At 60.3% G+C, this 23,644-nt stretch carries 20 protein-coding genes and 1 tRNA gene; 10 read left to right on the top strand and 11 right to left on the bottom strand.

Annotated elements, in window-relative coordinates; translation table 11 throughout:
* Positions 1 to 368: 368 nt before the first annotated feature.
* A complete protein-coding gene (gene chpT, locus NKJ76_RS01225) occupies positions 369 to 998 on the top strand; it encodes a histidine phosphotransferase ChpT (RefSeq protein ID WP_023669947.1) in 630 nt (209 codons plus the stop codon).
* Between the two features lie 244 nt (positions 999 to 1,242).
* The gene (locus tag NKJ76_RS01220; RefSeq protein ID WP_023669946.1) at positions 1,243 to 1,611 is read left to right on the top strand and encodes a response regulator transcription factor; all 369 of its coding nucleotides are present in this window, start codon (positions 1,243 to 1,245) and stop codon (positions 1,609 to 1,611) included.
* An 85-nt stretch (positions 1,612 to 1,696) separates the two neighbouring features.
* Here the strand turns inward: NKJ76_RS01220 and ctrA are convergent, their stop codons facing one another.
* Entirely contained in the window at positions 1,697 to 2,392 is a 696-nt protein-coding gene (gene ctrA, locus NKJ76_RS01215) for a response regulator transcription factor CtrA (protein WP_006203583.1), read from the bottom strand.
* A 449-nt stretch (positions 2,393 to 2,841) separates the two neighbouring features.
* On the opposite strand from ctrA, the gene NKJ76_RS01210 reads away from it, so the two are divergent.
* On the top strand, positions 2,842 to 3,219 hold the full coding sequence (locus tag NKJ76_RS01210) for a flagellar export protein FliJ (protein ID WP_023669945.1): 378 nt from the start codon (positions 2,842 to 2,844) through the stop codon (positions 3,217 to 3,219).
* 100 nt (positions 3,220 to 3,319) lie between these two features.
* On the opposite strand, the gene NKJ76_RS01205 is transcribed toward NKJ76_RS01210, so the two are convergent.
* Positions 3,320 to 3,721: a winged helix-turn-helix transcriptional regulator gene (locus tag NKJ76_RS01205; RefSeq protein WP_023705955.1), complete on the bottom strand. Its 402-nt coding sequence runs from the start codon at positions 3,719 to 3,721 to the stop codon at positions 3,320 to 3,322.
* Positions 3,722 to 3,813: 92 nt separating this feature from the next.
* Here NKJ76_RS01205 and NKJ76_RS01200 point away from each other — a divergent pair, with 92 nt between their 5' ends.
* A complete protein-coding gene (locus tag NKJ76_RS01200) occupies positions 3,814 to 4,743 on the top strand; it encodes an NADP-dependent oxidoreductase (protein WP_352536599.1) in 930 nt (309 codons plus the stop codon).
* 64 nt (positions 4,744 to 4,807) lie between these two features.
* On the opposite strand, the gene sciP is transcribed toward NKJ76_RS01200, so the two are convergent.
* Complete coding sequence (gene sciP, locus NKJ76_RS01195) at positions 4,808 to 5,083, bottom strand: CtrA inhibitor SciP (protein ID WP_013529904.1); 276 nt, start codon at positions 5,081 to 5,083, stop codon at positions 4,808 to 4,810.
* A gap of 257 nt (positions 5,084 to 5,340) precedes the next feature.
* Here sciP and mnmA point away from each other — a divergent pair, with 257 nt between their 5' ends.
* Positions 5,341 to 6,531 carry a tRNA 2-thiouridine(34) synthase MnmA gene (gene mnmA, locus NKJ76_RS01190; RefSeq protein WP_352536598.1) on the top strand — a complete coding sequence of 397 codons (1,191 nt, stop codon included), beginning with the start codon at positions 5,341 to 5,343 and terminating at the stop codon, positions 6,529 to 6,531.
* A gap of 64 nt (positions 6,532 to 6,595) precedes the next feature.
* Here the strand turns inward: mnmA and NKJ76_RS01185 are convergent, their stop codons facing one another.
* Entirely contained in the window at positions 6,596 to 7,555 is a 960-nt protein-coding gene (locus NKJ76_RS01185) for a Gfo/Idh/MocA family protein (RefSeq protein ID WP_023669941.1), read from the bottom strand.
* Positions 7,556 to 7,790: 235 nt separating this feature from the next.
* Between NKJ76_RS01185 and NKJ76_RS01180 the strand changes: the two genes are divergently transcribed.
* Positions 7,791 to 7,867: transfer RNA gene (locus NKJ76_RS01180), tRNA-Met, on the top strand.
* Positions 7,868 to 8,159: 292 nt separating this feature from the next.
* Here NKJ76_RS01180 and NKJ76_RS01175 read toward each other — a convergent pair.
* From NKJ76_RS01175 to NKJ76_RS01165, 3 genes are all read right to left on the bottom strand, one after another.
* Positions 8,160 to 9,314, bottom strand: coding sequence for a GNAT family N-acetyltransferase (locus NKJ76_RS01175; RefSeq protein WP_352536597.1), 1,155 nt, complete (start codon positions 9,312 to 9,314; stop codon positions 8,160 to 8,162).
* Positions 9,311 to 10,303: a sterol desaturase family protein gene (locus tag NKJ76_RS01170; RefSeq protein WP_023747194.1), complete on the bottom strand. Its 993-nt coding sequence runs from the start codon at positions 10,301 to 10,303 to the stop codon at positions 9,311 to 9,313. Before NKJ76_RS01170 ends, NKJ76_RS01175 begins: the two co-directional genes overlap by 4 nt.
* Before the next feature lie 203 nt (positions 10,304 to 10,506).
* Positions 10,507 to 12,513, bottom strand: a complete 2,007-nt coding sequence (locus NKJ76_RS01165; protein ID WP_023747193.1) for a heparinase II/III family protein — start codon at positions 12,511 to 12,513, stop codon at positions 10,507 to 10,509.
* Between the two features lie 16 nt (positions 12,514 to 12,529).
* On the opposite strand from NKJ76_RS01165, the gene NKJ76_RS01160 reads away from it, so the two are divergent.
* Both NKJ76_RS01160 and asnB read left to right on the top strand, forming a co-directional pair.
* Positions 12,530 to 13,771 carry a glycoside hydrolase family 5 protein gene (locus NKJ76_RS01160; RefSeq protein WP_352536596.1) on the top strand — a complete coding sequence of 414 codons (1,242 nt, stop codon included), beginning with the start codon at positions 12,530 to 12,532 and terminating at the stop codon, positions 13,769 to 13,771.
* 222 nt (positions 13,772 to 13,993) lie between these two features.
* Complete coding sequence (gene asnB, locus NKJ76_RS01155) at positions 13,994 to 15,883, top strand: asparagine synthase (glutamine-hydrolyzing) (protein WP_352536595.1); 1,890 nt, start codon at positions 13,994 to 13,996, stop codon at positions 15,881 to 15,883.
* 18 nt (positions 15,884 to 15,901) lie between these two features.
* Here asnB and NKJ76_RS01150 read toward each other — a convergent pair whose 3' ends face one another.
* Positions 15,902 to 17,020 (bottom strand): glycosyltransferase family 4 protein, encoded by a 1,119-nt coding sequence (locus NKJ76_RS01150; RefSeq protein ID WP_023671802.1) that lies wholly within the window; start codon positions 17,018 to 17,020, stop codon positions 15,902 to 15,904.
* A gap of 168 nt (positions 17,021 to 17,188) precedes the next feature.
* Between NKJ76_RS01150 and NKJ76_RS01145 the strand changes: the two genes are divergently transcribed.
* Positions 17,189 to 18,628 (top strand): lipopolysaccharide biosynthesis protein, encoded by a 1,440-nt coding sequence (locus NKJ76_RS01145; RefSeq protein ID WP_352536594.1) that lies wholly within the window; start codon positions 17,189 to 17,191, stop codon positions 18,626 to 18,628.
* Positions 18,629 to 18,668: 40 nt separating this feature from the next.
* Here NKJ76_RS01145 and NKJ76_RS01140 read toward each other — a convergent pair whose 3' ends face one another.
* Genes NKJ76_RS01140 through wecB form a run of 3 tightly spaced genes read right to left on the bottom strand, consistent with a single transcriptional unit; the run spans position 18,669 to position 21,953 of the window.
* Positions 18,669 to 19,472 carry a WecB/TagA/CpsF family glycosyltransferase gene (locus tag NKJ76_RS01140; protein ID WP_023725122.1) on the bottom strand — a complete coding sequence of 268 codons (804 nt, stop codon included), beginning with the start codon at positions 19,470 to 19,472 and terminating at the stop codon, positions 18,669 to 18,671.
* Positions 19,469 to 20,806 carry a UDP-N-acetyl-D-mannosamine dehydrogenase gene (gene wecC, locus NKJ76_RS01135; protein ID WP_023686301.1) on the bottom strand — a complete coding sequence of 446 codons (1,338 nt, stop codon included), beginning with the start codon at positions 20,804 to 20,806 and terminating at the stop codon, positions 19,469 to 19,471. The genes NKJ76_RS01140 and wecC overlap by 4 nt, the downstream gene beginning before the upstream one ends.
* The gene (wecB, locus tag NKJ76_RS01130) at positions 20,799 to 21,953 is read right to left on the bottom strand and encodes a non-hydrolyzing UDP-N-acetylglucosamine 2-epimerase (RefSeq protein ID WP_352536593.1); all 1,155 of its coding nucleotides are present in this window, start codon (positions 21,951 to 21,953) and stop codon (positions 20,799 to 20,801) included. The genes wecC and wecB overlap by 8 nt, the downstream gene beginning before the upstream one ends.
* Before the next feature lie 608 nt (positions 21,954 to 22,561).
* On the opposite strand from wecB, the gene NKJ76_RS01125 reads away from it, so the two are divergent.
* Complete coding sequence (locus NKJ76_RS01125; RefSeq protein ID WP_245260175.1) at positions 22,562 to 23,602, top strand: glucosamine inositolphosphorylceramide transferase family protein; 1,041 nt, start codon at positions 22,562 to 22,564, stop codon at positions 23,600 to 23,602.
* Positions 23,603 to 23,644 lie beyond the last annotated feature (42 nt).

Raw genomic sequence — 23,644 nt, 5'->3', positions numbered from 1 at the left:
CGGTCGTAGAATCGGGAAACCATGCTTCCAATCTCCGTCAGGGAGCACTTTCGCCGACGCCTCGCACCCCGTCCGGCTCTTTAGGCGACCGTTAAGGATGACTGTTACGGGCAAACTATGCCGTAATCCTTTTTCAACCATTAACCTCCCACATGAACATGGCGGTTCGAAGGCTGTTTCTGACTGTCTGCACGGGCTCCCACCCTGTGCAAAGATGCCGTTTTTCTCACAAGAATTGTGGATTGTTGCTGCACGCTCGGGCGCTGTGTATTCAGAATGCCTGGGGGAGAGAGCGTGATTCGGGTGGTGAGCGTGGCTGTCGGCCGCGCGGCCACCAGGATGTGAATTTTAGCAGGGATTTTTCGCCGATGGCTGAGCTTTTCTCTCTCTCCGCACCCGATCTCGCAGCCTTGTTGTGCAGCCGAGTCTGCCACGACATCATTTCGCCGGTCGGCGCCATCAACAACGGCCTTGAACTCCTGGACGAGGGCGGCGCCGACGAAGACGCCATGAAACTGATCCGGCAGAGCGCCAGAAACGCTTCGGCCCGCCTGCAATTCGCCCGCATCGCCTTCGGTGCCGCCGGTTCGGCGGGCATGATGATCGACACCGGCGATGCCGAGTCCGTCGCCATCGCCTTCCTGAAGAACGAGAAGCCGGAATTGATCTGGAACGGGGTTCGCGCCCTGCTGCCCAAGAACAAGGTCAAGCTGCTGCTCAATTTGCTGCTCGTCGCCAATGCCGCCATCCCGCGCGGTGGCAGATTGGTGGTCACGCTGGAAAACCTCGACACCGAGCCGCGCTTTGCGCTTGCCGCAAGCGGCCCGATGCTGCGCGTGCCGCCGAAATTCCTCGAGCTCCATTCCGGCAACAAGCCCGAGGAGCCTATCGACGCCCATACCGTCCAGCCCTACTACACGCTGCTGCTGGCGCGTGAGGCCAACATGACGATCTCGATTCATGCGACCGCCGAAGAGATCGTGCTGTCCGCGGCTTGAGCGAAGCCGTTCGGCAGGACGTCCGAGCATCAAGAACAATCAAGTATCTTTTCCCGCTGATATTTGCGGCAATTCAGAACAGGAAAGTTTCATTGCCGGCAATGCCCCTGCCGAATGGGGCTGCAGACGACATGTTTGTAAAAACTTTACCTAACGGCTTTTCTGCTTCTTTACCAGATCGGCCTAGTGTGCATCCCGATACCCGGATGCCGCCGGTTCGCCCCATGGCAAAGAGGACCCGGAAATGAAGCGCTGCATGTTTGTCGACGATTCGAGCGTCATCAGAAAGGTTGCAAAACGGATTCTTGGCGGCTCCGACATGGTGGTGATCGAAGCGGCAACTGGACTTGATGCTGTTGAGATGTGCGCTGCCGAGATGCCTGATGTGATTGTCGTCGACGGCGCCCTGCCGGACATGCAAGCGGTCGACGTCATTCGCCAGGTTCGCGCCATGGAGAGCACGATCAAACCGCAGATTCTGATCTCGCTGGTCGAGGTCGATGTTGCCTCGATCATGAAGGCAAAGCGCGCCGGCGCCCAGGGTTATCTGTTGAAGCCGTTCAACCGGCCGCAACTGCTCGAACGTTTTCGTACCTTGAAGGTTGCCGCCTGATTCGGCTCGTTTTCGGCCAAAAAAGGACAGCAAAAAACCCGGCCTGAGCCGGGTTTTTTGCATTGATTCATTGGATGATGTTCGCTCAGGCGCTGACGCGGATGTCTTCCGGCTCGCGCAGCACATAGCCGCGACCCCAGACCGTCTCGATGTAGTTCTGGCCACCGGATGCTGCGTCGAGCTTCTTGCGCAGCTTGCAAATGAAAACGTCGATGATCTTCAGTTCCGGTTCGTCCATGCCGCCATAAAGGTGGTTGAGGAACATTTCCTTGGTCAGCGTGGTGCCCTTGCGCAGCGAGAGCAACTCCAGCATCTGGTATTCCTTGCCGGTCAGATGCACGCGCTGGCCGCCGACTTCGACGGTCTTGGCGTCGAGATTGACCACCAGGTCGCCGGTGGTGATGACCGACTGGGCATGGCCCTTGGAACGGCGCACGATGGCATGAATGCGGGCGACCAGTTCGTCCTTGTGGAACGGCTTGGTCATATAGTCGTCGGCGCCGAAGCCCAGGCCGCGCACCTTGTCCTCTATACCGGCCATGCCGGACAGGATCAGGATCGGCGTCTTCACCTTGGACAGGCGAAGTGTCCGCAAGACTTCGTAGCCGGACATATCGGGAAGGTTGAGGTCGAGAAGAATGATATCGTAATCATAAAGTTTACCGAGATCGACACCTTCTTCGCCGAGGTCGGTCGTGTAAACATTAAAACTTTCAGATTTGAGCATCAGCTCGATGCTCTGAGCGGTTGCACTGTCGTCTTCTATCAGCAGAACGCGCATTTCATTCCCCTTTTCTGCCGCCGGACCATGTCACGACCCATCCGGGACCGGAGCAGTGATTGCCTGAACAGAGGCTGCCATCGAATGGTTAACAAAACCTAATTCCGCACCAAGGACGGTACCAGATTTTTTAACCCCTTTCTACACCCTCTTGAATCTAATGATGAATCACAGAACCAAATCGCTAATGCAACACATTAATAAGTCGGACTAAGTGACTCAAGGGACTCGCTGGCCGGCTTCCGTATCGGGAGCCGGAATTTTTACCCGGCCTTAAGTCCTCGCCCTTATGATTAACAATGCGCGTAAACGAATGGTTACCGCCGGCAAAAAACTTTAGGGATTTGTTTCCCATAGTTCGGGGAATGCCGGTGGATACGGGCGGCGCCAGGCCCTGGCGGGCGGATTGGACGATATGTGCAGGTGTGCGTTTCCGGGAGTACCGAATCATGAAGTCACGTGAAAACCTCGTTCGGCTGAAGCAATTTCAGGTGAATGAGAAGCGGCGGCAGCTGCTGCAGCTCGACATGATGATCGCCGAGTTCGAGCGCATGGCCGTTGAACTGGAGCTTCAGATCACCGCCGAGGAGAAGAAGGCCGGCATCACCGACATCAATCATTTTGCCTATCCGACCTTCGCCAAGGCGGCGCGTCTGCGCCGTGATAACCTCAGAAACTCTCAAAGCGACCTCGCCCAGCAGCGAAGCGCTGCCGAATCATTACTCGGCGAAGCTGAAGCGGAGCTTTCCAAGGCCGAGATGCTGGAATCGCGCGACACCAAGATCCGCGACGCGGAACTCGGCGGTCGCAGCGCCATGATCGGCTGACGGCAGAGTTTGAGCCGACCGGCGCCGCCTGACGCCGATCTTCTTGCTCCGGACCAAAAGGCTCCAGCGCTGCTGACTTGGCCGCAAGGCGGCCGCAGCTTCAGGCCCGTGTCAAATCCCCGTCCTGGTTCGCCGCCGCCCTCGCCCGCGCTTGCTTGATGTCAGGCACATGCTCTTCCGACCAGGAGCGTATCTGGGTGAGCAGCCCCGCCAGGTTCTGGCCAAGTTCGGTCAATTCATATTCGACCCGCGGCGGGATCACCGGAAAGATTTCGCGCCGCACCAGACCGTCGCGCTCGAGGACGCGCAGCGTCTGCGTCAGCATTTTGGGCGTGATGCCTTCGAGCTTGCGCGCCAGTTCCCCATTGCGCATCCGGCCACGGCGCAGCGCACAAACCGTCAGATAGATCCATTTGCTGGCCAGCATCTCGAGCACGGCGTGCGAAGGACACGTCCGCTGGAAGGCGTCATAGCCGGAGCCGCAATCATTATCACTATCCATGAGGTGCCTATATATGGAAAAGGTACATACTGGACAAGGGAATGTTACTATCGAAATGATAGTGGATCAGAAAACCCCAGCAGGAGCCTCCCATGCGTGCCGTTATCCAGAATTCCGTCGGCGGGCCCGACGTCCTCGTCATCGCCGATCGCCCCGCGCCCTCGCCCAAGTCAGGCGAAGTGCTCGTGCGCGTGCATGCCGCCGGCATCAATCCGGTCGATGGCTCGGTGCGCGCCGGTTACTATCCTTTGCTGGGCGAACCGCCCTTCAGTTTGGGCTGGGATATTTCAGGCACGGTCGAGGCGGTGGGCCCAGGCGTCGATGGCGGCCTCAAGGTCGGTGACGCCGTGTTCGGCATGCCGCATTTTCCCAAGCAGGCCGCGGCCTATGCGGAACTCGCTGTGGCGCCGGCCGATGAAATCGCACCGAAGCCCCAAGGCATCGACCACAATCATGCCAGCGCGCTGCCGCTGGCCGGCCTGACCGCCTGGCAAGGCCTTGTCCGCCATGGCGGCCTGAAGCGCGGCCAGCGCGTGTTGATCCATGCCGCGGCCGGCGGCGTCGGGCATCTGGCGGTGCAGATCGCCAAGGCGCACGGCGCTTGTGTCATCGCCACCGCCAGCCCGAAGAAACTCGATTTCGTCCGCTCGCTCGGCGCCGATGAAGTGGTCGACTACACCAAGCGAGATTTCACCGCCGAGGTCAGCGACGTCGACCTGATGCTGGAGCCGATGGGCGGCGACCATGCCGACCAATCGCTGACAGTCCTGAAGGACGGTGGGGTCCTGGTGTCGCTGCTCAATGTCCACGACACCACCCGAGCCAAGGCTGCTGCGCGTGGGATCCGCGTCGAGCGCATGTCCGTCGTGCCCGACCGTGAAGGCCTCGTCCAACTTGGCAAACTGGTCGATGCGGGAAAGCTTGCGGTCCATGTGGCAAAGGCGTTTCCGCTCGAACAGGCGGGCGCCGCGCACGCTTTTCTCGCCACTAGGCCGATCGGCAAGGTGGTGCTGACGGTCTGAAGCAGGCATTACCGACAGGCAAAAGGGCGCGGTTACCGCGCCCTTTTCTGTTGTGGTCCTGGCTCTAGTGCCGGTATTGCTGGATGCGCGTCGTGCGCAGCCCGGCAAGGCCGTATTCGTCGATCGACGCTTGCCAGGACAGGAATTCCTCGGTGGTCAGCTTGTAGCGCTGGCATGCCTCGTCGAGGCTCAAAAGCCCGCCGCGCACCGCAGCAACCACTTCCGCCTTGCGCCGGATAACCCAGCGACGTGTATTCGTCGGCGGAAGATCGGCAATCGTAAGAGGGCTGCCGTCAGGCCCGATAACATATTTGACTCGCGGTCTAACAAGATCGGTCATCGTACTCTCTACTAAAAACTCAAAGACCCAATCCCCACCACATTACCGCCACAGCTTTAAAAATTGCCTAAGCGAACCCTAATGAGTAGGTAAGGATCATGAACGCCGCGTTAGTCTTTTTATCGGCATTTGAGGCAACTGCGGGCAGACGCGCGATTCTCCCGCAAAATCGGCACCGCCGCAAAGCTGGCGCCACCGGTGTGGTTGACCTATATTCGCGCCACTGCCATTGAAGCGCCGCGCAGAACGAAAGAACCATGAACAGCCTCGACCTTCCCGCCAGCCCGCAAAACACCCGCATCGTCGTCGCCATGTCGGGCGGTGTGGATTCGTCTGTCGTTGCCGGCCTTTTGAAGCGCGAAGGCTATGATGTCGTCGGCGTCACGCTGCAGCTCTACGACCATGGCGCCGCAACGCACCGGGCCGGGTCGTGCTGCGCCGGCCAGGACATTGACGATGCCCGCCGCGTTTCCGAGACACTGGGCATTCCGCATTACGTGCTCGACTATGAGGAGCGCTTCCGCAAGGCGGTCATCGACCCGTTCGCCGAGAGCTATGTCGCCGGCGAAACGCCCATTCCGTGCGTCTCTTGCAATCAGACGGTGAAGTTCGCCGACCTTTTGGCCACCGCCAAGGACCTTGGCGCCGATGCGCTCGCCACCGGCCACTATATCCGCTCCGGGGCCAATGGCGCCCACCGCGCGCTATTCCGGCCCGTCGATGCCGACCGCGACCAGAGCTATTTCCTGTTTGCCACCACGCAGGCGCAGATCGACTATCTGCGCTTTCCGCTGGGTGGGTTGTCAAAGCCTGCGGTGCGGGCCATCGCCGAAGAAATGGGGCTGACCGTTGCCGCCAAGCAGGACAGTCAGGACATCTGCTTCGTGCCGCAGGGCAAATATTCCGACATCATCGCCAAGCTGAAGCCATCTGCCGCCAACCCAGGCGACATCGTCCATATCGACGGCCGCGTGCTCGGTCGCCATGACGGCATCCTGCGCTATACGATCGGCCAGCGCCGCGGCATCGGCATCGCCTCGGGCGAGCCGCTTTACGTCGTCCATCTCGACGCCGACCGGGCTCGTGTCATCGTCGGCCCGCGGGAGGCGCTGGAGACGCACAAGATCTATCTGCGCAACATGAACTGGCTGGGCGATCGCGCGCTGTCCGACATTCCGGTCGCCGGCATGGAGCTGTTCGCCAAGGTGCGCTCGACGCGGCCGCCGCGCCCGGCCGTGCTGCATCACCGCGCCGGCAGCACCTTTGTCGAACTGGTCGACGGCGAGTCCGGCATCGCGCCGGGACAGGCCTGCGTGCTCTATTCCGACGACGGCAACGAAGCCCGCGTCTTCGGCGGCGGCTTCATCGAGCGCTCCGAGCGCGGCGCCGAGGCCGAAGCCATGCTCAGCCGGCTCGCAGCCAGGCCGGCGCAGATTCCCGCAGAGTAAACACTACCCTCTCGGAGACAGTTTTAGTTTCCGTCTGCCTTCAGAGCAGGGTTTCGAAACGGTCTCAGGACTTTGTGTGCGTGACTGTACCCGCCGTCAGGATGCGCAGCACCCTGATGGCTTCCTCGCCGCTGGTGCGCGGCTCGGCCCGCGTCTCGATACACTGGATGAAGTGCTCGAGCTCGCGCGTCAGCGGCATCCCCTGGCCGACCGCGACATAGGACGGCTCGTTGGTGGTGAAGGCCCACTGGCCGCTGTCCTGCCACACCGCGTGGCGGTAGACGGCCAGCTTGCGCTCCCATGGCTCGACATCGTCGAACACCGCCATTGCCTTGGTGCCAACCACGGTCAGCCGCCGCTCGCGATAGGGGTTGAGCCGCGAGGTGAAGAGGTGGCTGCGCAAGCCATTGGGAAAACGCATGTGCAGATGCGCGAAATCGCTGAGATTGTCGAGGAGTGCCGCTCCCTCGCCCCTGACCTCGATCGGCTCGGTGCCGGTGATGGCCAGGATCATCGACAGATCGTGCGGCGCCAGATCCCACAGTGCGTCGTTCTCGGTGTGGAATTTGCCGAGGCCGAGCCGGTGCGAGTGGATGTAGCGAACCTCGCCGAGCTCGCCATTGTCGATCAGCGCCTTCAGCGTCTCGAAGGCGGGATGGAAGCGCAAGACATGGCCGACCATGAACACGCGGCCATTGTCCCTGGCCGCCTGCACGGCGCGCTCGGCGTCGGGCACGGTCAACGCAATCGGTTTTTCCACCAGCACGTCCTTGCCGGCCTCAGCGGCGCGCACGGCAAGATCGGCATGGAATTGCGGCGGCAGCGCCATGACGATGGCGTCGATATCATCACGCACGAACAGCTGGTCGGGCTCGATCGCCAGGCAGTCCTGCTCGCTGGCAAAGCCTTCGGCCCGCGCCCGATTGGCATCGGAAACCGCATGCAGCGCGCCGAGCGCCTTGAGGGTGCGGATGTGGTTGCTGCCCCAGTATCCGCAACCGAGGACTGCAATGCGCGGCTTCATCAGCTTCAAACTCTAATTTCTTGGCCGAGACATAGCGGCGTGCCCCGTCGAACTCAACCCCGGTGGCTTACCGGAGATGCCAGCCCGGCAAAGCTTTTACCGGCGACAATATGCCGGCGCCCTCGCGCATCGATGCTTGACAGGCTCGCCCTCCCAACCTTATATCCGCGCGACCTTGGCGAACGCCTCGAAACGCCTTGCGATTTAGGGCGGATTTCGGGCCTTTCGCCGCCCTGGCGGGGTAGCTCAGTTGGTTAGAGCACGGGAATCATAATCCTGGGGTCGGGGGTTCAAGTCCCTCTCCCGCTACCAGCCTACCTTAAGCTATTGAAATCATAGCAAAGACGCGGACCTATGGTAGGCGCCCTGTCCGAAAAAATCTTCAATGATTTTAGGACCTAGCCTGCTGCCATTGTGACACCAACGAACGTGTTGCGACGCTTCGCAGACAACAAACTGCGCCTCGAGAGACTTGATTGCGAGAATTGGCTGAAATCTCGACCTGCGGACCCATTCGGTCTCGATTCCGAGGCGCAATCGACGCGGATTTTCGAATGGCGCGCCCGTGTCGCTCGGCGGCTTCTGCCCGAGTTATCCAGCTAAATTAAGCAGTCTCATCGGGCGGGCGCTCTGGATTCGCCGACGCCAATCCGCGTGAGCGTACGCGGATCGTCTGACAGATACGATCAGCGAGAGAAGCGAGCGCGCCCTGCACAGTGCGTGCCCCAAGAACGGATTGGAGGGTAACGGCCTGTGTTGCAAACCTATGTTTGAAGGCCTCTCCGCCACAGAGGAAATCGACCAATCCCAAGCCGTGATCAAACGACCACTGTATATACTCCGTAATCAGGACCGCACCCGGCGACGCTCGGCTAAAATCAGGGTCGTAGGTGGTAACGAATGCCATCATGACGTTGTGCTGGACGATGTTGATGGAAACCGCGACCATCGCACCATTGCATTCAAGTACGAAAATGCGCAGCACACCGGCGCGTGACAGCGCGTCGACCAGAGCGGCAAGAACCGGCTCGCCCTCTTCGAAAAGGTCGGATTCACGCGTGTGCTTTTCCAGCCATCTGCGCTTCAGCGCCGATAGTCGCTCCAGCAATGGCTGCAGCGGCTCGTCGGCCGACAGGAGGCGGAATTTCACTTCGCCTGTTTCTTCCAGTATCTTGATGCCGCGCCGATAGTTCTGGCGCATCTTTTTCGGCTGGTCCGCCAGCCACGCTGCTCCGCTGGCCCACTGTCCAGCGACGCGATAACTGACTTCCTCCCGGTGATTGGCGCGAAGCTTGACGCCGCTGGAAGAGGCCGGTGTAAAAATCCTGCGGGCTGCCGCATCCGGAGACAGACGATTGATAAAAGCAAGATCGAAGCCACCTGCCGAACAGATCCGGTTCCAGAGGTTCTGGAGGGCCGATAGGGAGCATTCCGGCGCGACAAGAATATCACCATAGTCCGTATAGCTATTGGCGGCCCATTCGAGGAGCCGAAGTCCTTTTCGTCTGCCGATCGCCAGGGGAATGACAGCGACCAGCCTGTCATCGCTCCATACCAGGCCGATCCGCAGCGAGCGCCGGTCGCGGTCACGCATGGTGCTCCACCATGCCGAAACCCAGGCATGGCTCTGAAAGATCAGTGCATGGGTACGATGCCATAGGTCTACCCATTCGGCTTCGATGGCGGCCAGGCGATCCGTCGAACTGACGATTTCCAGTCGCTCCGCACCAACAGCGTCAATCGAAGCCATTTTGTTCATGGTTGGAGACGGTCCTGCGGCCGCGCGACATCGATGCGCTTTTGAAAAAGTCGCATGATATGGTTTGCCATTTTCTTGAGCGGCAGCACGTAAAGTCCGAAAAGCGACTGATAGTCGCGTACGTCGCGATCTATCAGTCCAAACTTGAGGTCTTCGTCCGGATCCGGGATGAACTGCGTTCCGAATATGCGATCCCAGAATGAAAAAAGTAGCCCGAAATTCTTGTCGTAGTGGCGAGGGTCGACACTGTGATGCACCTGGTGCCAATGCGGACACAAGATGACGCCGTTCAACCGGCCGAAGGAAATCTTCAGATGCGTGTGGCGAACAAAGTCCATCATGAGAATGTTGCGAATGACATAGACGTTGATGCCAAATATGGCGATCTCGACCGGATCAAGCGCAATCAGGCTCCACAAGCCGAAACTGATCCCCGGTATGACGCCGTCCCAGATCCGGTTCATCAGATCGTCCAGGGGGTGAACCCGGTCCTTGGTGATCCCAACCATCACTTCGGCCGAATGATGCACCTTGTGCAATTCCCACAGGAACGGGAAACGGTGCTGGGCAACGTGATATAGGTAGTAGGAGATATCGTAAGCAACGAGCATGGTTGCGGTGAAGAGGATGATCGTCACTGGGCCGGCGGGGCCGGGTATCAGCGGTTGCGAGATGCTGAAGAGCCAGCCGACTGCCTGGTTTGTTGCATATCCCGTGGCGGCAACGAAGGTGACACCGGCGGGAATGAGCAGGAAGGGCATCACCAGCCTTTTCGTGATCCAGAACAATGCGTCCGCTCGCGCCGATGGGTGCATGATGACTTCCGCGGGAAAGGCGAAGTCGAAAAAGTCCCGGAAGGATTTCTGTTCGACCGTTCGCCAGTAGGCGACCACCGCGCTCCCCAGCGCCGTGAGCAACAAGAGACCGAGTGTCAGCAGATCGATGTGTGAGAGTTTTTCCACGATCACTCTGGCGAATTCCGAAAACATCGATGCAGTGGCTCCTAGGTGGTGAAATGGTGATCCGGCTCGTCGCGAAGCACATATTGCCAGGCCCATCATATGCTGCCCGCAACTGTGTATCGGGATGCGACTGGCAGAACAATCATGGCCAAATTAGCAGATCAACGGTGTCAAAACCGCTAAATATCTGAACGTAATTAATGTCGAACGCTGCGCCTGCAACCTGCCCGTTATCGGGTCTGCGGCGGACTTGGCGCGAGCCGGATGACTACTCCCTTTTCGCCTACTTGGCCACGCCATGCGAGGCGTTCGGCTGGCTGCCTTGCACCAAAACGCGGCGAAACCCAGCCGCCCTGGCCCGGTGTGTCGCCGCCGGAACGGATGTGGATCGCTGCGTCTGGAAAGTGGATAGTCATCAAAGGTTCAGCGCCGCGCAATATCGTGACAATGTTTCCATCCCTGTTGGCGTGGAGGTCGGCGGCGAGTTGGAAGACGATCTCAGCGACGCGGCTGCCGCCGAGCAGTTGGTCGGTCACGAGGATGCCGTCGCCATCGCGTGTCACGGCGCGTTGATGCACAACGCCGAAGCGGCCTTTGTACCCGTCATGTCGGGCACACAGCCTCCAGTGCGGCCCCGGCTCGCTCTCCACCAATGTCGCAACCGCCTTGTGCGACCAGTTGAACGCCCCGGAGATGATGCTTTGGCTTTTACCCTCTAGGTTCAGCGTGTTGTGCGCCGGCGTCGAGCGGAACCAGTCGCGCCAGCCTCCCCCCGAACCATAGAGCCATGTGCCGGGGTCGACCAGCACCGGATCGCCGTCAATGCACAGGGTGAGCGACAGCGCGTCGGCATGACCGTGCGCCGCTATCGAAAGGTAGCCCAGCGGGCCGTGGTCGTATGTCAGATGGACGTTGCGACCATTCATCTCGCCGCGCCAGACGGAGAGCCCGCCTTGCGTGAATGTATGCAATCCATTCGGCACCGGCGCCGGCCGCGGTGGCGCGCCGAAGAAAAGCGCACGAAAATCGCCAGGCTCCGGTGCGCTGCCCGGCATCCGTAGAAAACCACGGATGGCGGCCGCGACCGATCCGACATAATCGGTTTCGCCCCCCAGCGTGATCACGCGGCCTTCATCATTGTCGCCGAAGCCGTTGGTTTTCGGCGGGAGCCAGCCTGCGAAATTGGCGAAAGCGGCCAAACGCGCTTCGACGGGCTGGGGAAAAGGCAGTCCGGCCTGGCGCGCCGCCGCAGCGCACAGCAGGAAAAGCTCGGCACTGAAGGCGGCGTAGGTCGGGGTCTGCTCGGCCCCGGCGCCATCGGCCAGGATCTGTTTGAGCACCTCGGCCAGGAGCGACTCGCGAGCTACCTCGTCCCCGAAAGCCAGACCGATCAGATATTCGCCAGCCAGTTCCGCGACGAGATGGTTGTTGGCGGACGAAAACCGGGAGGGAAACCGCGGCAGCCAATAGGCGCTTGCCGCCAGTATTTCACCGACTTTTTCTCGTGTCGCCGCGCCAAGCCGGTCGCCGACGAGGTCGAGCGTGACAATCAGGCTGATGGCTCGTAGCGCGACCTCGATGCCCGAGGCCCAGCCAACGCCCCGAAATGGTGGGTTGGCGAAATGCCAGCTCTCGATCGCCGCCTCGATGGCCGCACGGGATTGATCATCGCCGGTGAGAAGCAGATGGGCAGCCAGTGGCGGCAGTTGCTGCAGCCGGTTCATTTCCCAAACATATTTTACATCGCCACGGTCGGTGGCATGGCGAAAATCTATATCGAAAGTATGGGTCTCGGGGCCCGGCCAAAGCCGGCCGGTCACCGGATCAAGGCGCCAGAGCTCGGGTGGAAAGAGAGTATAGGGGTCTCGCTGTGGCCAGGTCTGCCCAAGTGCTGAAAACTGGCCCCGAAGAGTGTTTTGCGCAGCCGCCTCAATAGCTTGCCGCTGGGCTGGTGTCGCAGCGGCCGGCACAGCATTCCGCAATCCGTGCAGCACCGGGTGCAACTGCGGCGACGCATAGCGCTGCCAGCCGTCGTCGCGGCGGCGCGAAACGGTCCTCCGGCGCTGCTCGTCCAACCGATGCAATATCTCGGCCAACTCCATGCTGCGCAATCGGTTGAAATACCACCCGACCCTCATCCGCGCTCCGCCAAGATTTTGATCCTCATACACCATCCCGTCGAAAAAGCGTGTGGCGGCATCCTCTTTTCCGTTCCCGCGGTTAATATCTTCGACCATGACGCGGAGTTTTGCGATGAGAAAAGTTGTCTACGTCATAGCGTGCGCGCTTGGCATGGCTATGTCAGCCGAGGCGGCGCCGATCCCGCTTGAGCGCGGCGTCGGCGTCCATGAATGGCTCAACTGGTCGCCGGTGGAGAAAGATGGTTCCTACAAATGGCCGCCCTATCGCAGCGAGAAGGAATGGCTTGCGGGCGGCAGGCCGCTCACCGATTGGCCGGACGGCGACCAGTTTGATCGCATTCGATCCATGGGCTTCGACTTTGTCCGGCTGAGTGTCGACCCTGGCCCTCTGCTTGCCAGCGAGGGCGCCAAACGACAACAGGCGCTGGACATGCTTGCCGCTGCGGTGCAGCGGGTCGTTTCAAGCGGGCTCAAGGTGGTTTTCGATCTGCATGGCGTCAGCCACGTTCCGGCCTACAGCATGGAAATGATCTATGGCGGGGCCGACAGCGAGGGTGTTGCCCGCTATCGCAAAATGGTAGTGGCGGTGGCTACCATGCTGATCAAAATTGGCGCCGACAAGGTCGCCCTCGAGCCCTATAACGAGCCCGCCTACTACCCTTGCGATTCAAGCGGCAGCGATGACTGGCAGCGGATCATGGCAGGCACGGTTCGCGATATTCGCGCCCTCAGCAGCGAACTCACCATCGTCGCGACCGGCGCCTGCGGCGGGAGCATCGCCGGACTGGTCAACCTGGACCCCAACTTCGACGACCTCAACGTCTATTACAGCTTCCACATGTATGATCCGCACAGCTTCACGCACCAGCGGGCCGATGACAAGAACGCTTTCTCCTCCGGCCTTCCCTGGCCTGCCGACGCCAGCACGCCCGAAGTGGTCGCCGAAACCCTCAAGGCGCAGATGGACGCCGCCGGCTTGAGCCAGATCGAAGAGGTCATGAACATGGCCTCGGCGCGTGAAACGATCGCCCGATACTTTGAGCAGAATTGGGGGCAGAGCCAGCTCGAAGCGGGTTTCCGTCAGGCGGTCGACTGGGCTGAAGCCCATGGCATAGCGAGCCGACGCCTGTTCGTGGGCGAATTCGGCGTTATCTTGATGTCTGCGGATGGCCGCATGGGAGCTTTCGATGCTGATCGCCTGCGCTATCTCATGGCAGTGCGCAGAGAGGCGGAACGCTTCGCGATGCCGTGGTCGGCCTGGGAATTCTCCAATCCTTACGGAATGAGTGTTATCCAACCCAAGGGGCCTGCGATCCCGGACTGGGATATGTTGCGGGCACTGGGCCTGCCATGACTCGTCATCGGGTCAGGATCGGTTCGAGCGGTCTGCCTGGTTGCTGGCGATCAATCGCGTGAAACCCAAGGACTGTCGCCTCCAGTTGCAGCCGAGAGGGCCTGATCGAACCAAATCAGGCTCAGTTTTAAAATCACTCCACCGAGCAGCTATTTAATATATTCGCTGTAGATTGGTGTCCTCAATCAGACGCAAACAAGGGAAAGAGGGCCAAGGGAAAGAATGTGCGGAATTGCCGGCTGGATTGGGCGCAGGGTCGAGAAGCCACAAGATCGGGCCGCCGGGATGTCGAATGCCTTGCAGCATCGTGGTCCCGATGCCGAAGGCATCGAACTCCTGGACCTGAATACAGGCGAGGACCAGTTGGCATTGGTGCATCGCCGCCTGGCGATTATTGACTTAAACGCCGATTCAAATCAGCCGATGCAGACCGAGGACGGACGGCTCCGGATTATTTTCAACGGCGAAATATACAACTACATCGAGCTGCGTGAGGAGTTGATCGGTCTCGGTCACCGTTTTCGCACACGCTCCGACACGGAAGTGCTGCTCAGGGCTTATGACCAGTGGCGCCTGGCCATGTTCGACCGATTGAGCGGGATGTTCGCTTTTGCGCTGTGGGACGCTCAACGGCGCGAATTGATCCTCGCTCGCGACCCCTTTGGAAAAAAACCCCTTTACCTCATGCAAGGCAGAAATTTGCTGTCGTTTGCCTCGGAGATCAGCGCGTTGTTGTCTGCGCAGCCAGATGGCCAGCAGCTCGATCTGGATGGAGTGCGCGAGTATCTGACCTGGCGTTACGTGCCTGGACCGCGGACGCTTTTCAAACAGATCCGCAAGCTCAACCCGGGAAGCTACGCTGTGTGGTCGCAAGGGGAAGTAACGGAAACGCGCTACTATGCGCCCCCGGATCAGACCGATCTGACAGCGGATATCGATCCAGGAACCGCCAAGCGGCGATTTCTGGAATTGCTCGACCGTTCTGTCGAGATCAGGATGCGCAGTGATGCGCCGTTTGGCGCCTTTCTGTCCGGGGGCCTCGACTCGTCGGCAATCGTTGCCCTGATGACCAGGCACAGCGACAACCCCATTCGTACGTTTTCGGTCGGTTTCAGCGAACAGGCTTACAGCGAGCTTCCATTCGCCCGGCGCGTCGCCGATCATTTCAAGACCGATCATTGCGAAATCGTCATCCAGGCGGATGACCTGATGAATCATCTGCCCAAGATGGTCCGCCATCGGGGGGCACCTGTTTCACAAAGTACGGACATTCCAATTTACCTGATGTCGGTTCGAGCCTCGCGGGACGTCAAGATGGTGCTTACGGGCGAAGGTGCGGACGAGATTCTCGGCGGCTACCCCAAACATCGCGCAGAGTCTCTGGCGGGTGTCTACCGGTCACTTGTTCCAGCGTCGCTTCACAACAATCTCCTCGCCCCTTTGATGCGCGCATTGCCCGGCCCATCGGCCAAGTTCGATACATTTGCCCGAAGCGCGGGTGAACGGGACTTTGCCACCCGGATGATCTCCTGGTTTGGAGCCATGACGGCGCGGGAACGCGATTCGCTCCTCGGTGGGTTGGCCACTTGCGGCCATGACTGCAACGATTTCCCGTTCTCTTCGAGTGTGACGGAATCTCATCTGCGCCGTGTGTTGTTTTTTGATCAGACATCGTGGTTGCCCGACAACCTCTTGGAACGGGGCGACCGAGTGATGATGGCCGGTTCAATCGAGGGGCGAATGCCATTCCTTGATCGCGATCTGGTTTCCTTCGTCAGCCAACTGCCCGATCGTTACAGGCTGGGCCTCCTGCACAGCAAACAGATCCTGCGCGACTGCATGGCCGGCATGGTTCCCGACGAGGTCCTCAACCGCCCAAAGATCGGCTTCAAGGTGCCCGTCGCCGAATGGTTCCGCGGGCCGATGAGCGATTATGTACGGGACCATCTGTGTTCGTCCCATTCGGTCATCCGTAGCTATTTGAGCGCCAAGAAGCTGGACCAGATTGTCAGGGAGCACGCCGAGCGCGCCGCGGACCACGAAAAACTGATATGGGCGCTTTTGAACCTGGAGATATTCCACCGCGAATTCGCGCTTGGCCCGCCGCAGTGACGACAATGAAGGACAGCGTCAGCGCTTGACCGATCGCGCCTCGGACGCGACCGATCTCCAGACATCGCAGATCGCGTCGACAAACGGTGCAAGCTCAAGCCTTTCCCGGTGCACCGCCATGGCGGCGGCGCCAAGCCGCGCGCGCAGCGCCGTATCCTCGACCAGCCGAGTTAACGCCTCGGTCAACGCCGCCACATCGCCGGGCGGCACCAACAGACCGGATTGTTCATGGGTGATGATGTCCTCGACCGCGCCCACCGGGGTGGCCACGACAGCCAGGCCGGCCGCCATGCCTTCGATCACCGACATTGGCAGATTTTCGGCGAACGAGGGGAGCACCAGAATATCGGCCGAAGCGATCAGTGATGCGACCTCGTCAGGTCCCACCCAGCCCGGAAAAGCAATACGGTCGGCAATCCCTAGAGCGACCGACCTCGCTCGTGCCGGCTCGACCTCACCATCGCCGGCGATCGTGGCACGCCAACCCCTGAGATGTTTCATCCGCTCCAGCGCCTCGCCCAACTGCGGCACGCCCTTTCGCTCGCCGATGCGGCCGAGGAACAGGATGTGCACGTGATCGCCTCCGCCGACATGCGCCAGGGAAGGAACTGCCGTGGCGTTGGGAACGATGACAATATTGCCGCCGTTCGCCGGTGCCCGGCTGGCGACGAAATCGCGCCAAAGCCCCCCCAGGACAATCACCCGGCCGGCATGCTCGAACAGAGCCCTGATACGGCGGCTCATGAAACTATGATCATCTTTCCAGAATGTCTGATACTGCGCCCCATGCAGATGAAGGACATATGGTATCGACAACAGCCTGGCGCAGGCGGCGATCATCATCTTGCGATAGGTGCTGCCGGAGACCGATATATTGATGTGAATGACGTCGGCGCGTCTGTCGAGGCGGGCCGCAAGCATCCGCGCGCAAAAACCAAGCATGTAGAAGATCGAAAGCCCGACATGTCCCGGGCCACGGCTGGAAAGAAAGCGCAGATCGATGTCGGCGATCTCTTGCCGTTCGAACTCCTGCTTCAGCGCCCCCATGATCCGGTCGATGCCGCCTTGTCCCGAAACGCCCGAGGGCGTTGCGACCAAGACATGTATTTTTCTATTGTGGGCGAGACGCTGCAACATGACACCATTTGGATTGCGGATGCCGGGTGACCCTAAAGCAAACGTTCCAAAAAAGGTTTACGACAAATCTTTTGGTTCAAACTGTATCCGTTCACCCTTTGCCGTCATCATGCTGGAATTCCCGTCGGTCAACGATTAATCGACGGCAAATTTTCCGGGAACAACCCTTTGCTGCTCCGTTCCACGCTCATCTATGGCCCAGCTATTCTGCTGACGCGGGTTTCCGCTCTGCTCCTGCTGGTCGTCATGACGCGGCTGATCGACCAGACCGAGTATGGCCTGCTGACCCTGGTGGTCACCGTGGGCGAAATGACGGATGTTGCCGTTACCAACTGGCTGCGCATTGCCTTGCTGCGGCTTGGCGGAAAAGGCGACGTCAGCCGTGGCAGCCTGATGCTTGCCGGACAGGTATTGCTTGTCACCACGGTGCTGGCCCTGATCATATCCGTGATCGCCTCGGCGGTGATCGTGCCGGAGCGCTGGATCGAATTTGCAATCGCCGTCTGCAGCTATCTGATTGCCGGCTCCATCAGCCGGTTCGCGTTGACGGTGCTGCAAATGCAGCAGCGTCATTCCCTCTATTCGATGCTTGAATATCTGCGCGGCCTGCTGCAACTCGCCTTGCCGATCGCCGCCATCCTTATCTTCCAACGCTCTTTTCTGACGGTATCGCTCGGCTCGAGCCTCGCCGTGCTGATTGCCGGCATCGTGGCGTGCGTGGTGGCATCCGGGCGCGTTATTGGCGGCCCGCCGCGCTTCACCCACAAGGAGTTTTTTGCCCTCGGCGTGCCCCTGGTCATCATGGCGCTGGTCGGTTTCGGTCTCAACAGCGCTGAACGCGTCTTCCTCAAGCTCTACTACGATGCCGGCGCGGTGGCCGTCTTCGCAGCCGCCTACGCATTGGCTCGGCAGCCGATCGATATGGTCGCCAACGCAATCAACATGGGCGCATTTCCAGAAGTGGTCAGCCGCTTCGACGAAGAGGGATCCGAGGCGTCCGGGCGGTTGTTGTCGCAACTCATGGCCTTGATGATACGCCTTTGCCTGCCGGTCGCAGCAATGCTTATCGCGCTCAGCGGCGACATCACGCGACTCCTGCTGCCCGCGGAATATCATGGTCGCTTCGGCCTGCTGTTCCCGATCATCGCCTTCAGCGTTCTTTGTGCCAATCTCACAAGCTTCGTTTATGGCGTCGTGGTGCACGCACATAAGCGGCCGTGGTTGCTGATCATCGCCAATTCCTTCGGCTCGGTGGCAACGATTTCACTGTCTTTTCTGTTGATTCCCACCATGGCGGAGGTTGGCGCGGCGTTGGCGTTGGCGGGCGGATCGCTGGCAGGTCTTGCAGCCTGCATCGTCATCGCCGAGAGGCTCACGCCGGTGCCGGTGCCCTGGCGCGACATCGCTGTCTCAATCATAATTTCTATCTGCACCGGATTGGCCGCCAGCCTCGCCAGCACTGCGCTGGGCTATATGCCGGCGATCTTTCCGCTCGCGGCGGGCGGCGTCGCCGGCGCTGCGGCTTTCCTGGGACTGACCTGGTTGTTTCACCCCGCGGCCGTGACGCAGTTCATCGGCAAGCTAAGGGCACGGCTCCGGATCGCATAAATCCCGCGCTATGAGGCATGCTTGTCTGAAAGTCGCGAGCTTACGGATTGACGTTTCGGCGTCCCCGGCGAGACCAGAACTCACGCCACAGCAGCAGTGCATAGGCGGTGTTGGTATCGTAGTAGCGGCGCCACAAGCGTCGCGGCTCCTGCGCCACGCGGAACAGCCACTCCAGGCCGGCCGCCTGAACCAGTTTCGGTGCCCGGGCGACCTTTCCACCATAGACGTCGAAGCTGCCGCCCACGCCCATGACGAAACTCGGAGCGAGTACGTCGCGATAGCGCTTGAGAAAGCGCTCCTTGCTCGGCGTCGGCATCGCCACAAACAGGCAGTCGGCACCTGAAGCGTTGATGGCCTCGACGATCGCGGCCTCTTCCTCCGCCTTGAAATACCCATTGCGCCGGCCGGCAATGGCCAGGCTCGGATGATCTCTGGCAAGTCGGCTTTCAACTGCGTCGAGAATGTGCTGTTCAGCGCCCAAAAGGTAGGGGCGATAGCCACGCTTGGCGCACAGCGCAAGCAGGTTGATCATGACGTCGACGCCGGTCACACGCTCCGGCAACTCGACGCCGCAGAGCCGCGCGCCCCAAAGCACGCCTTTGCCGTCGACATTGACCATATCCGCCCCGACGACATCCTCGCGCAGTTCGGCATTCTTGCGCATGTTCACAAGCTTGGCGACGTTCACGACAACATGATGAAGCGGTCGCCGCGTCGCCATCGCCTCGTCTGCGATGGCCAGCGTCTCGGCCATGGTCAGCGCATGGATGGTCGCACCGAGAAACTCGCGGCGGCGTGATGCCAATAGAGAGTGTTGCGCCCATGCCGGGTCATGCGAGTTCATGCCGCTTCTCCGGTGCGAGCGAGAGACTGCGAGCGTTCCATTTCGGATTTCTTGCCTTCGATGCGGGCGTCGGGCTTGCGCGCCTTGCGCCAGGTCCACAGGCCCCGTGTGTCGACGAGCTTCTTGTCCTTGAGCGCTTCGGGATCGATCAGATTGAATTGTCGATGGTCGACCAGCAGGACGACGATATCGGATTGGTCAATAGCGGAAAGTGCATCGGTGAACATGACGCCGCTGCCCTCGAGCTCGTGTGGCAACTGACGCGCATTGGGCTCGGCAGCGACGATCTTGATATTGGGAATCTTGGACAGAAGCTTAACAACCTCGACAGCCGGGCTCTCGCGCATATCGTCGATATTGGGTTTGAAGCTGAGGCCAAGACAGGCGATCGTCTGCTTGCGGGTCGGGTCGAGCAATGCCTCGATGTCCCTGACCACCGACAAGGGTCGCTCGGAATTGATGCGCCGTGCCGAACTGATCAGCCGCGTATTGTTCGGTGCGGCGTCGATGATAAAATACGGATCGATCGCAATGCAGTGGCCGCCCACGCCCGGGCTCGGCTGCAGGATGTTCACGCGAGGATGCCGGTTGGCGAGATCGATTACCTCCCAGACGTTGAGCGACAGATCCTGGCACACCGCCGCAAGCTCATTGGCGAAGGCGATATTGACATCGCGGAACGCATTTTCAGTCAGCTTAACCAGTTCCGCGCTTTCGGCCTGGGTTATGAACAGGTCGCCGGCGACGAAGCTTGAATAGAGTGCCGCTGTCCGCTCCGAAGACTTTCGGGACAGTCCGCCGATCGAGCGATCATTGTTGATCAGCTCGGTCAGCACCTTTCCCGGCAGCACGCGCTCGGGAGAGTAGGCGACCAGGACGTCAGCTTCCTCGCCATGCGCAACGGGAAATTTGAGATCGGGTCGCAGTTCCGCGAGCAGCGCTGTCATGACACGCGTCGTACCGACCGGCGATGTTGATTCCAGCACCACCAGGTCGTCCCGTTTTAGCACCGGAGCGATGCTTCGCGCTGCCGCAAGCACGTAGCTGACATCCGGCTTGCGGTCCGGGGTGATCGGAGTTGGAACGGCGATAATATAGGCATCGGCCGGCTGAGGCGTGCTGAATGCCTTGAGCTTGCCATTGGCGACAACTTTCTGGATCAAACCATCCAGGTCCGGTTCGATGATGTGGATTTCGCCGCGGTTGACCTTCGCGACCACCGCCTCGTTGATATCGACACCGATGACATCGAGTCCGCGGCTGGCAAAAATGGCACAGGTCGGCAGGCCGATATAGCCCATGCCGATAACGGAAACGGTTTTGATTTCAGCCATGATTCAGCAATTCCTCAACGATCCGGCTCGCAGCTTGGCCATTGCCGTATGGATTGTGCCTCTCCGCCATGCCGCGATAGACGCTCTCATCATCGAGCAGGCTATTGGCATTGGCCAGAATTTTTTCGATATCGGTGCCGACCAGCCGGGCAGTACCAGCGGCGATCCCTTCGGGTCGCTCCGTGTTTTCCCGCATCACCAGCACCGGCTTGCCGAGTGAAGGCGCCTCTTCCTGCACGCCGCCGCTGTCGGTCAACACCAGGTAGCTCTGTTTCTGCAGGTACAGGAACGGCAAATAGTCCTGCGGGTCGATCAGGTGGATGTTCGGCACCGTCCCGATTTCGGCCTCGACCACGGAGCGCACATTCGGGTTGGGATGGACCGGGTAGATGATCTGCACATCCCTGCGCGCCGACAATGCCTTCAGCGCGGTGCAGATTCTCTGGATGCCGCCTTCGAAATTCTCACGGCGATGACCGGTGACGAGTATCATTTTCTTGGTCGGATCGATGAAGGGGAAACGAGCGGCGAGCTTGGCGTTCATCAACTTGTCGGCATCGATCTCGCTGGAGAAATGCAGCAGCGTGTCGATCACGGTATTGCCGGTTACGAAGATGGTGTTCGCAGCCTTTCCTTCGGCGATGAGATTGTCGCGCGCCTCGGTGGTCGGCGCAAAATGCCAGGTGGCGATGTTGCCGGCAATCTTGCGGTTCAGTTCCTCCGGAAAGGGAGAGTTGATGTTGTGGCTGCGCAATCCCGCCTCGATATGGGCAACCGGAATGTGCTTGTAGAAGGCAGCTAGAGCCGCGGTCATCGCGGTGGTTGTGTCGCCCTGGACGACGACGATGTCCGGCTTCGCCTTCTCCAGCACCCCCGCCATTCCGAGGAGCACGCGCGAGGTCACGTCGAACAACGTCTGACCTGGCTGCATGATGTTGAGATCGTAGTGCACCGGCAGGCCCGTCAATTCAATGACCTGATCGACCATCTCGCGATGCTGGCCCGTCACACATATTTCCGTGGTAAAGCCTGGATGGGCGAGCGCGGCGCGCGCCACCGGAAAACATTTGAGCGCCTCCGGCCTCGTGCCGAACACGATCAGCAGTTTTCGCCTTGAGGGCAATCTCGGATGTGAAACGGCGTTCATGGTTGACCCTGGTCACCGAAAGCGTGGGCGCCCGGCTGACACGTGCTTTCAGCCTAACAATAGCGCCCTGAACCGCCTTCGTATTCAAAAAAATTAACGTATGATTAACGCTAGAGTCCGCAGCCCCCCTTGGGCAACCCTTGCCAGGAACTGTGGGGAAAGATACCAGAGCAAGCCATTTTTTGCTTTAACGAGAATAACTTGGGTTGACTAATATTTTAATCATCGGCCACGCCGTCGGATCCCGGCGCTGGGAAAATGAGCTTTTTATGCGGTTGGGTGCGGCAGGTTACGTGGTCTCGAGTTGCCACGCGCCGGCGCCGGCGCCAACCGCTCGGGGGCTGGACACTGTCTTGGCGATCGAGAGCCGGCGTTTCGGTCCCTCGCTGGCGGGCCGGTCCGAGCCGTTGCCGCCCATCGATCGCGGCCCTCCGGACCTCGTCATAGATCTCACTGCCAGCGCAACGGGGCAAGACGCGCCAGTCCTGAGGCTCGAATTTTGCGGTCGCAACAGCTTTCCAGCCGGCGTTGCCGCAATGTTGGCGAGCGGACAATTGCCTGAACTTGGCGCTCGCCTCGATGGCGTTGTCGTGGCCCAGGCTAGACCGATGCTGGCAGACAGGCTCTGGTTATCTCGAAGCTGCAACGACCTGCTCGCCGGCGCCATGTCGCTGATCATGCAAACCGTCGCCCGCTTCTTTGCGGGCAAGCTTGTGCCGGTAAGCGACAACCCGGTGCCGATCCTGAAGAACGACAGTTTTGTTCGACACTATGTGCCCTTTTTTGGCAGGGCTTTGATCGATCGCGCCGTGCAAAAAATCAGGCGGGGACGACGCCCCTTCTATTGGCAGGTTGCCTATCGGGTGATCGACGGACCAGGCATCGCCGAAACCGGGCAACTCGACGGCAAACCGTTCACAGTCCTGCCGGACGATGGCCAACGCTTCTATGCCGACCCGTTCGTCTTCGAGGCCGACCGCCGCCATCATCTGTTTGTCGAGGAATTCCCCTACGCGACGAGTCGCGGCGTGATTTCCGTCGCCGAGCTCGGTGACGATGGCACTTTCGGTGTTCCAAGGGTTGTATTGGAGGAAGCGCACCACCTGTCGTATCCGCAGGTGTTCGCACACGATGGCGAGATTTTCATGATCCCCGAAAGTGGTTCGGCTCGCGAACTTGTGCTCTATCGCGCGGCGCAGTTTCCCGACCGCTGGGTCCGCGACACGGTGCTGATGACGGACAGGGATTTCAACGACGCGACGCTGCTCGAATCCGACGGTCGCTTCTGGCTGGTTGGAACGGAGCGGTTCGGCTACGGCAGCGCGTCGGACACGATGGCGGTTTATTGCGCGCCCTCGCTGCGCGGGCCATGGGTCGCCCATCCGCTCAATCCCATTGCCGTCGATCATTCGGCCACCCGGCCGGGCGGCGCCTTTATCCGCCAGGACGATGCCCTGGTGCTGCCGGTGCAGAACGGATCGAGGGCCTATGGCGGTGGTCTGGGGCTGATGCAGCTTGAGCGACTCGACGCGTCCGATGTCCGCTTCGCCTCGCCCCGGCCGATCGGCGCGGGTCCGGCATGGGCACGCACGGGCATCCATACGCTTAACCGCGCCGGCAATGTCGAGGTCGTGGACAGCGCGGGCTGACTGAAGCGCTGAAAGCCGTGACCGTCCCGTTGCTTGGCCTGC

This window comes from Mesorhizobium sp. M0029, assembly GCF_040323735.1.
GTDB lineage: Bacteria > Pseudomonadota > Alphaproteobacteria > Rhizobiales > Rhizobiaceae > Mesorhizobium.
The sequence above is the reverse complement of the archived record's forward strand: the minus strand, read 5'-3'. Positions and strand labels throughout refer to the sequence as shown.

Coding starts and splice junctions, on each gene's coding strand:
- chpT (WP_023669947.1), top strand. CDS start 369: ATGGCTGAGCTTTTCTCTCTCTCCGCACCCGATCTCGCAGCCTTGTTG.
- NKJ76_RS01220 (WP_023669946.1), top strand. CDS start 1,243: ATGAAGCGCTGCATGTTTGTCGACGATTCGAGCGTCATCAGAAAGGTT.
- ctrA (WP_006203583.1), bottom strand. CDS start 2,392: ATGCGCGTTCTGCTGATAGAAGACGACAGTGCAACCGCTCAGAGCATC.
- NKJ76_RS01210 (WP_023669945.1), top strand. CDS start 2,842: ATGAAGTCACGTGAAAACCTCGTTCGGCTGAAGCAATTTCAGGTGAAT.
- NKJ76_RS01205 (WP_023705955.1), bottom strand. CDS start 3,721: ATGGATAGTGATAATGATTGCGGCTCCGGCTATGACGCCTTCCAGCGG.
- NKJ76_RS01200 (WP_352536599.1), top strand. CDS start 3,814: ATGCGTGCCGTTATCCAGAATTCCGTCGGCGGGCCCGACGTCCTCGTC.
- sciP (WP_013529904.1), bottom strand. CDS start 5,083: ATGACCGATCTTGTTAGACCGCGAGTCAAATATGTTATCGGGCCTGAC.
- mnmA (WP_352536598.1), top strand. CDS start 5,341: ATGAACAGCCTCGACCTTCCCGCCAGCCCGCAAAACACCCGCATCGTC.
- NKJ76_RS01185 (WP_023669941.1), bottom strand. CDS start 7,555: ATGAAGCCGCGCATTGCAGTCCTCGGTTGCGGATACTGGGGCAGCAAC.
- NKJ76_RS01175 (WP_352536597.1), bottom strand. CDS start 9,314: ATGAACAAAATGGCTTCGATTGACGCTGTTGGTGCGGAGCGACTGGAA.
- NKJ76_RS01170 (WP_023747194.1), bottom strand. CDS start 10,303: ATGTTTTCGGAATTCGCCAGAGTGATCGTGGAAAAACTCTCACACATC.
- NKJ76_RS01165 (WP_023747193.1), bottom strand. CDS start 12,513: ATGGTCGAAGATATTAACCGCGGGAACGGAAAAGAGGATGCCGCCACA.
- NKJ76_RS01160 (WP_352536596.1), top strand. CDS start 12,530: ATGAGAAAAGTTGTCTACGTCATAGCGTGCGCGCTTGGCATGGCTATG.
- asnB (WP_352536595.1), top strand. CDS start 13,994: ATGTGCGGAATTGCCGGCTGGATTGGGCGCAGGGTCGAGAAGCCACAA.
- NKJ76_RS01150 (WP_023671802.1), bottom strand. CDS start 17,020: ATGTTGCAGCGTCTCGCCCACAATAGAAAAATACATGTCTTGGTCGCA.
- NKJ76_RS01140 (WP_023725122.1), bottom strand. CDS start 19,472: ATGAACTCGCATGACCCGGCATGGGCGCAACACTCTCTATTGGCATCA.
- wecC (WP_023686301.1), bottom strand. CDS start 20,806: ATGGCTGAAATCAAAACCGTTTCCGTTATCGGCATGGGCTATATCGGC.
- wecB (WP_352536593.1), bottom strand. CDS start 21,953: ATGAACGCCGTTTCACATCCGAGATTGCCCTCAAGGCGAAAACTGCTG.
- NKJ76_RS01125 (WP_245260175.1), top strand. CDS start 22,562: ATGCTGGCAGACAGGCTCTGGTTATCTCGAAGCTGCAACGACCTGCTC.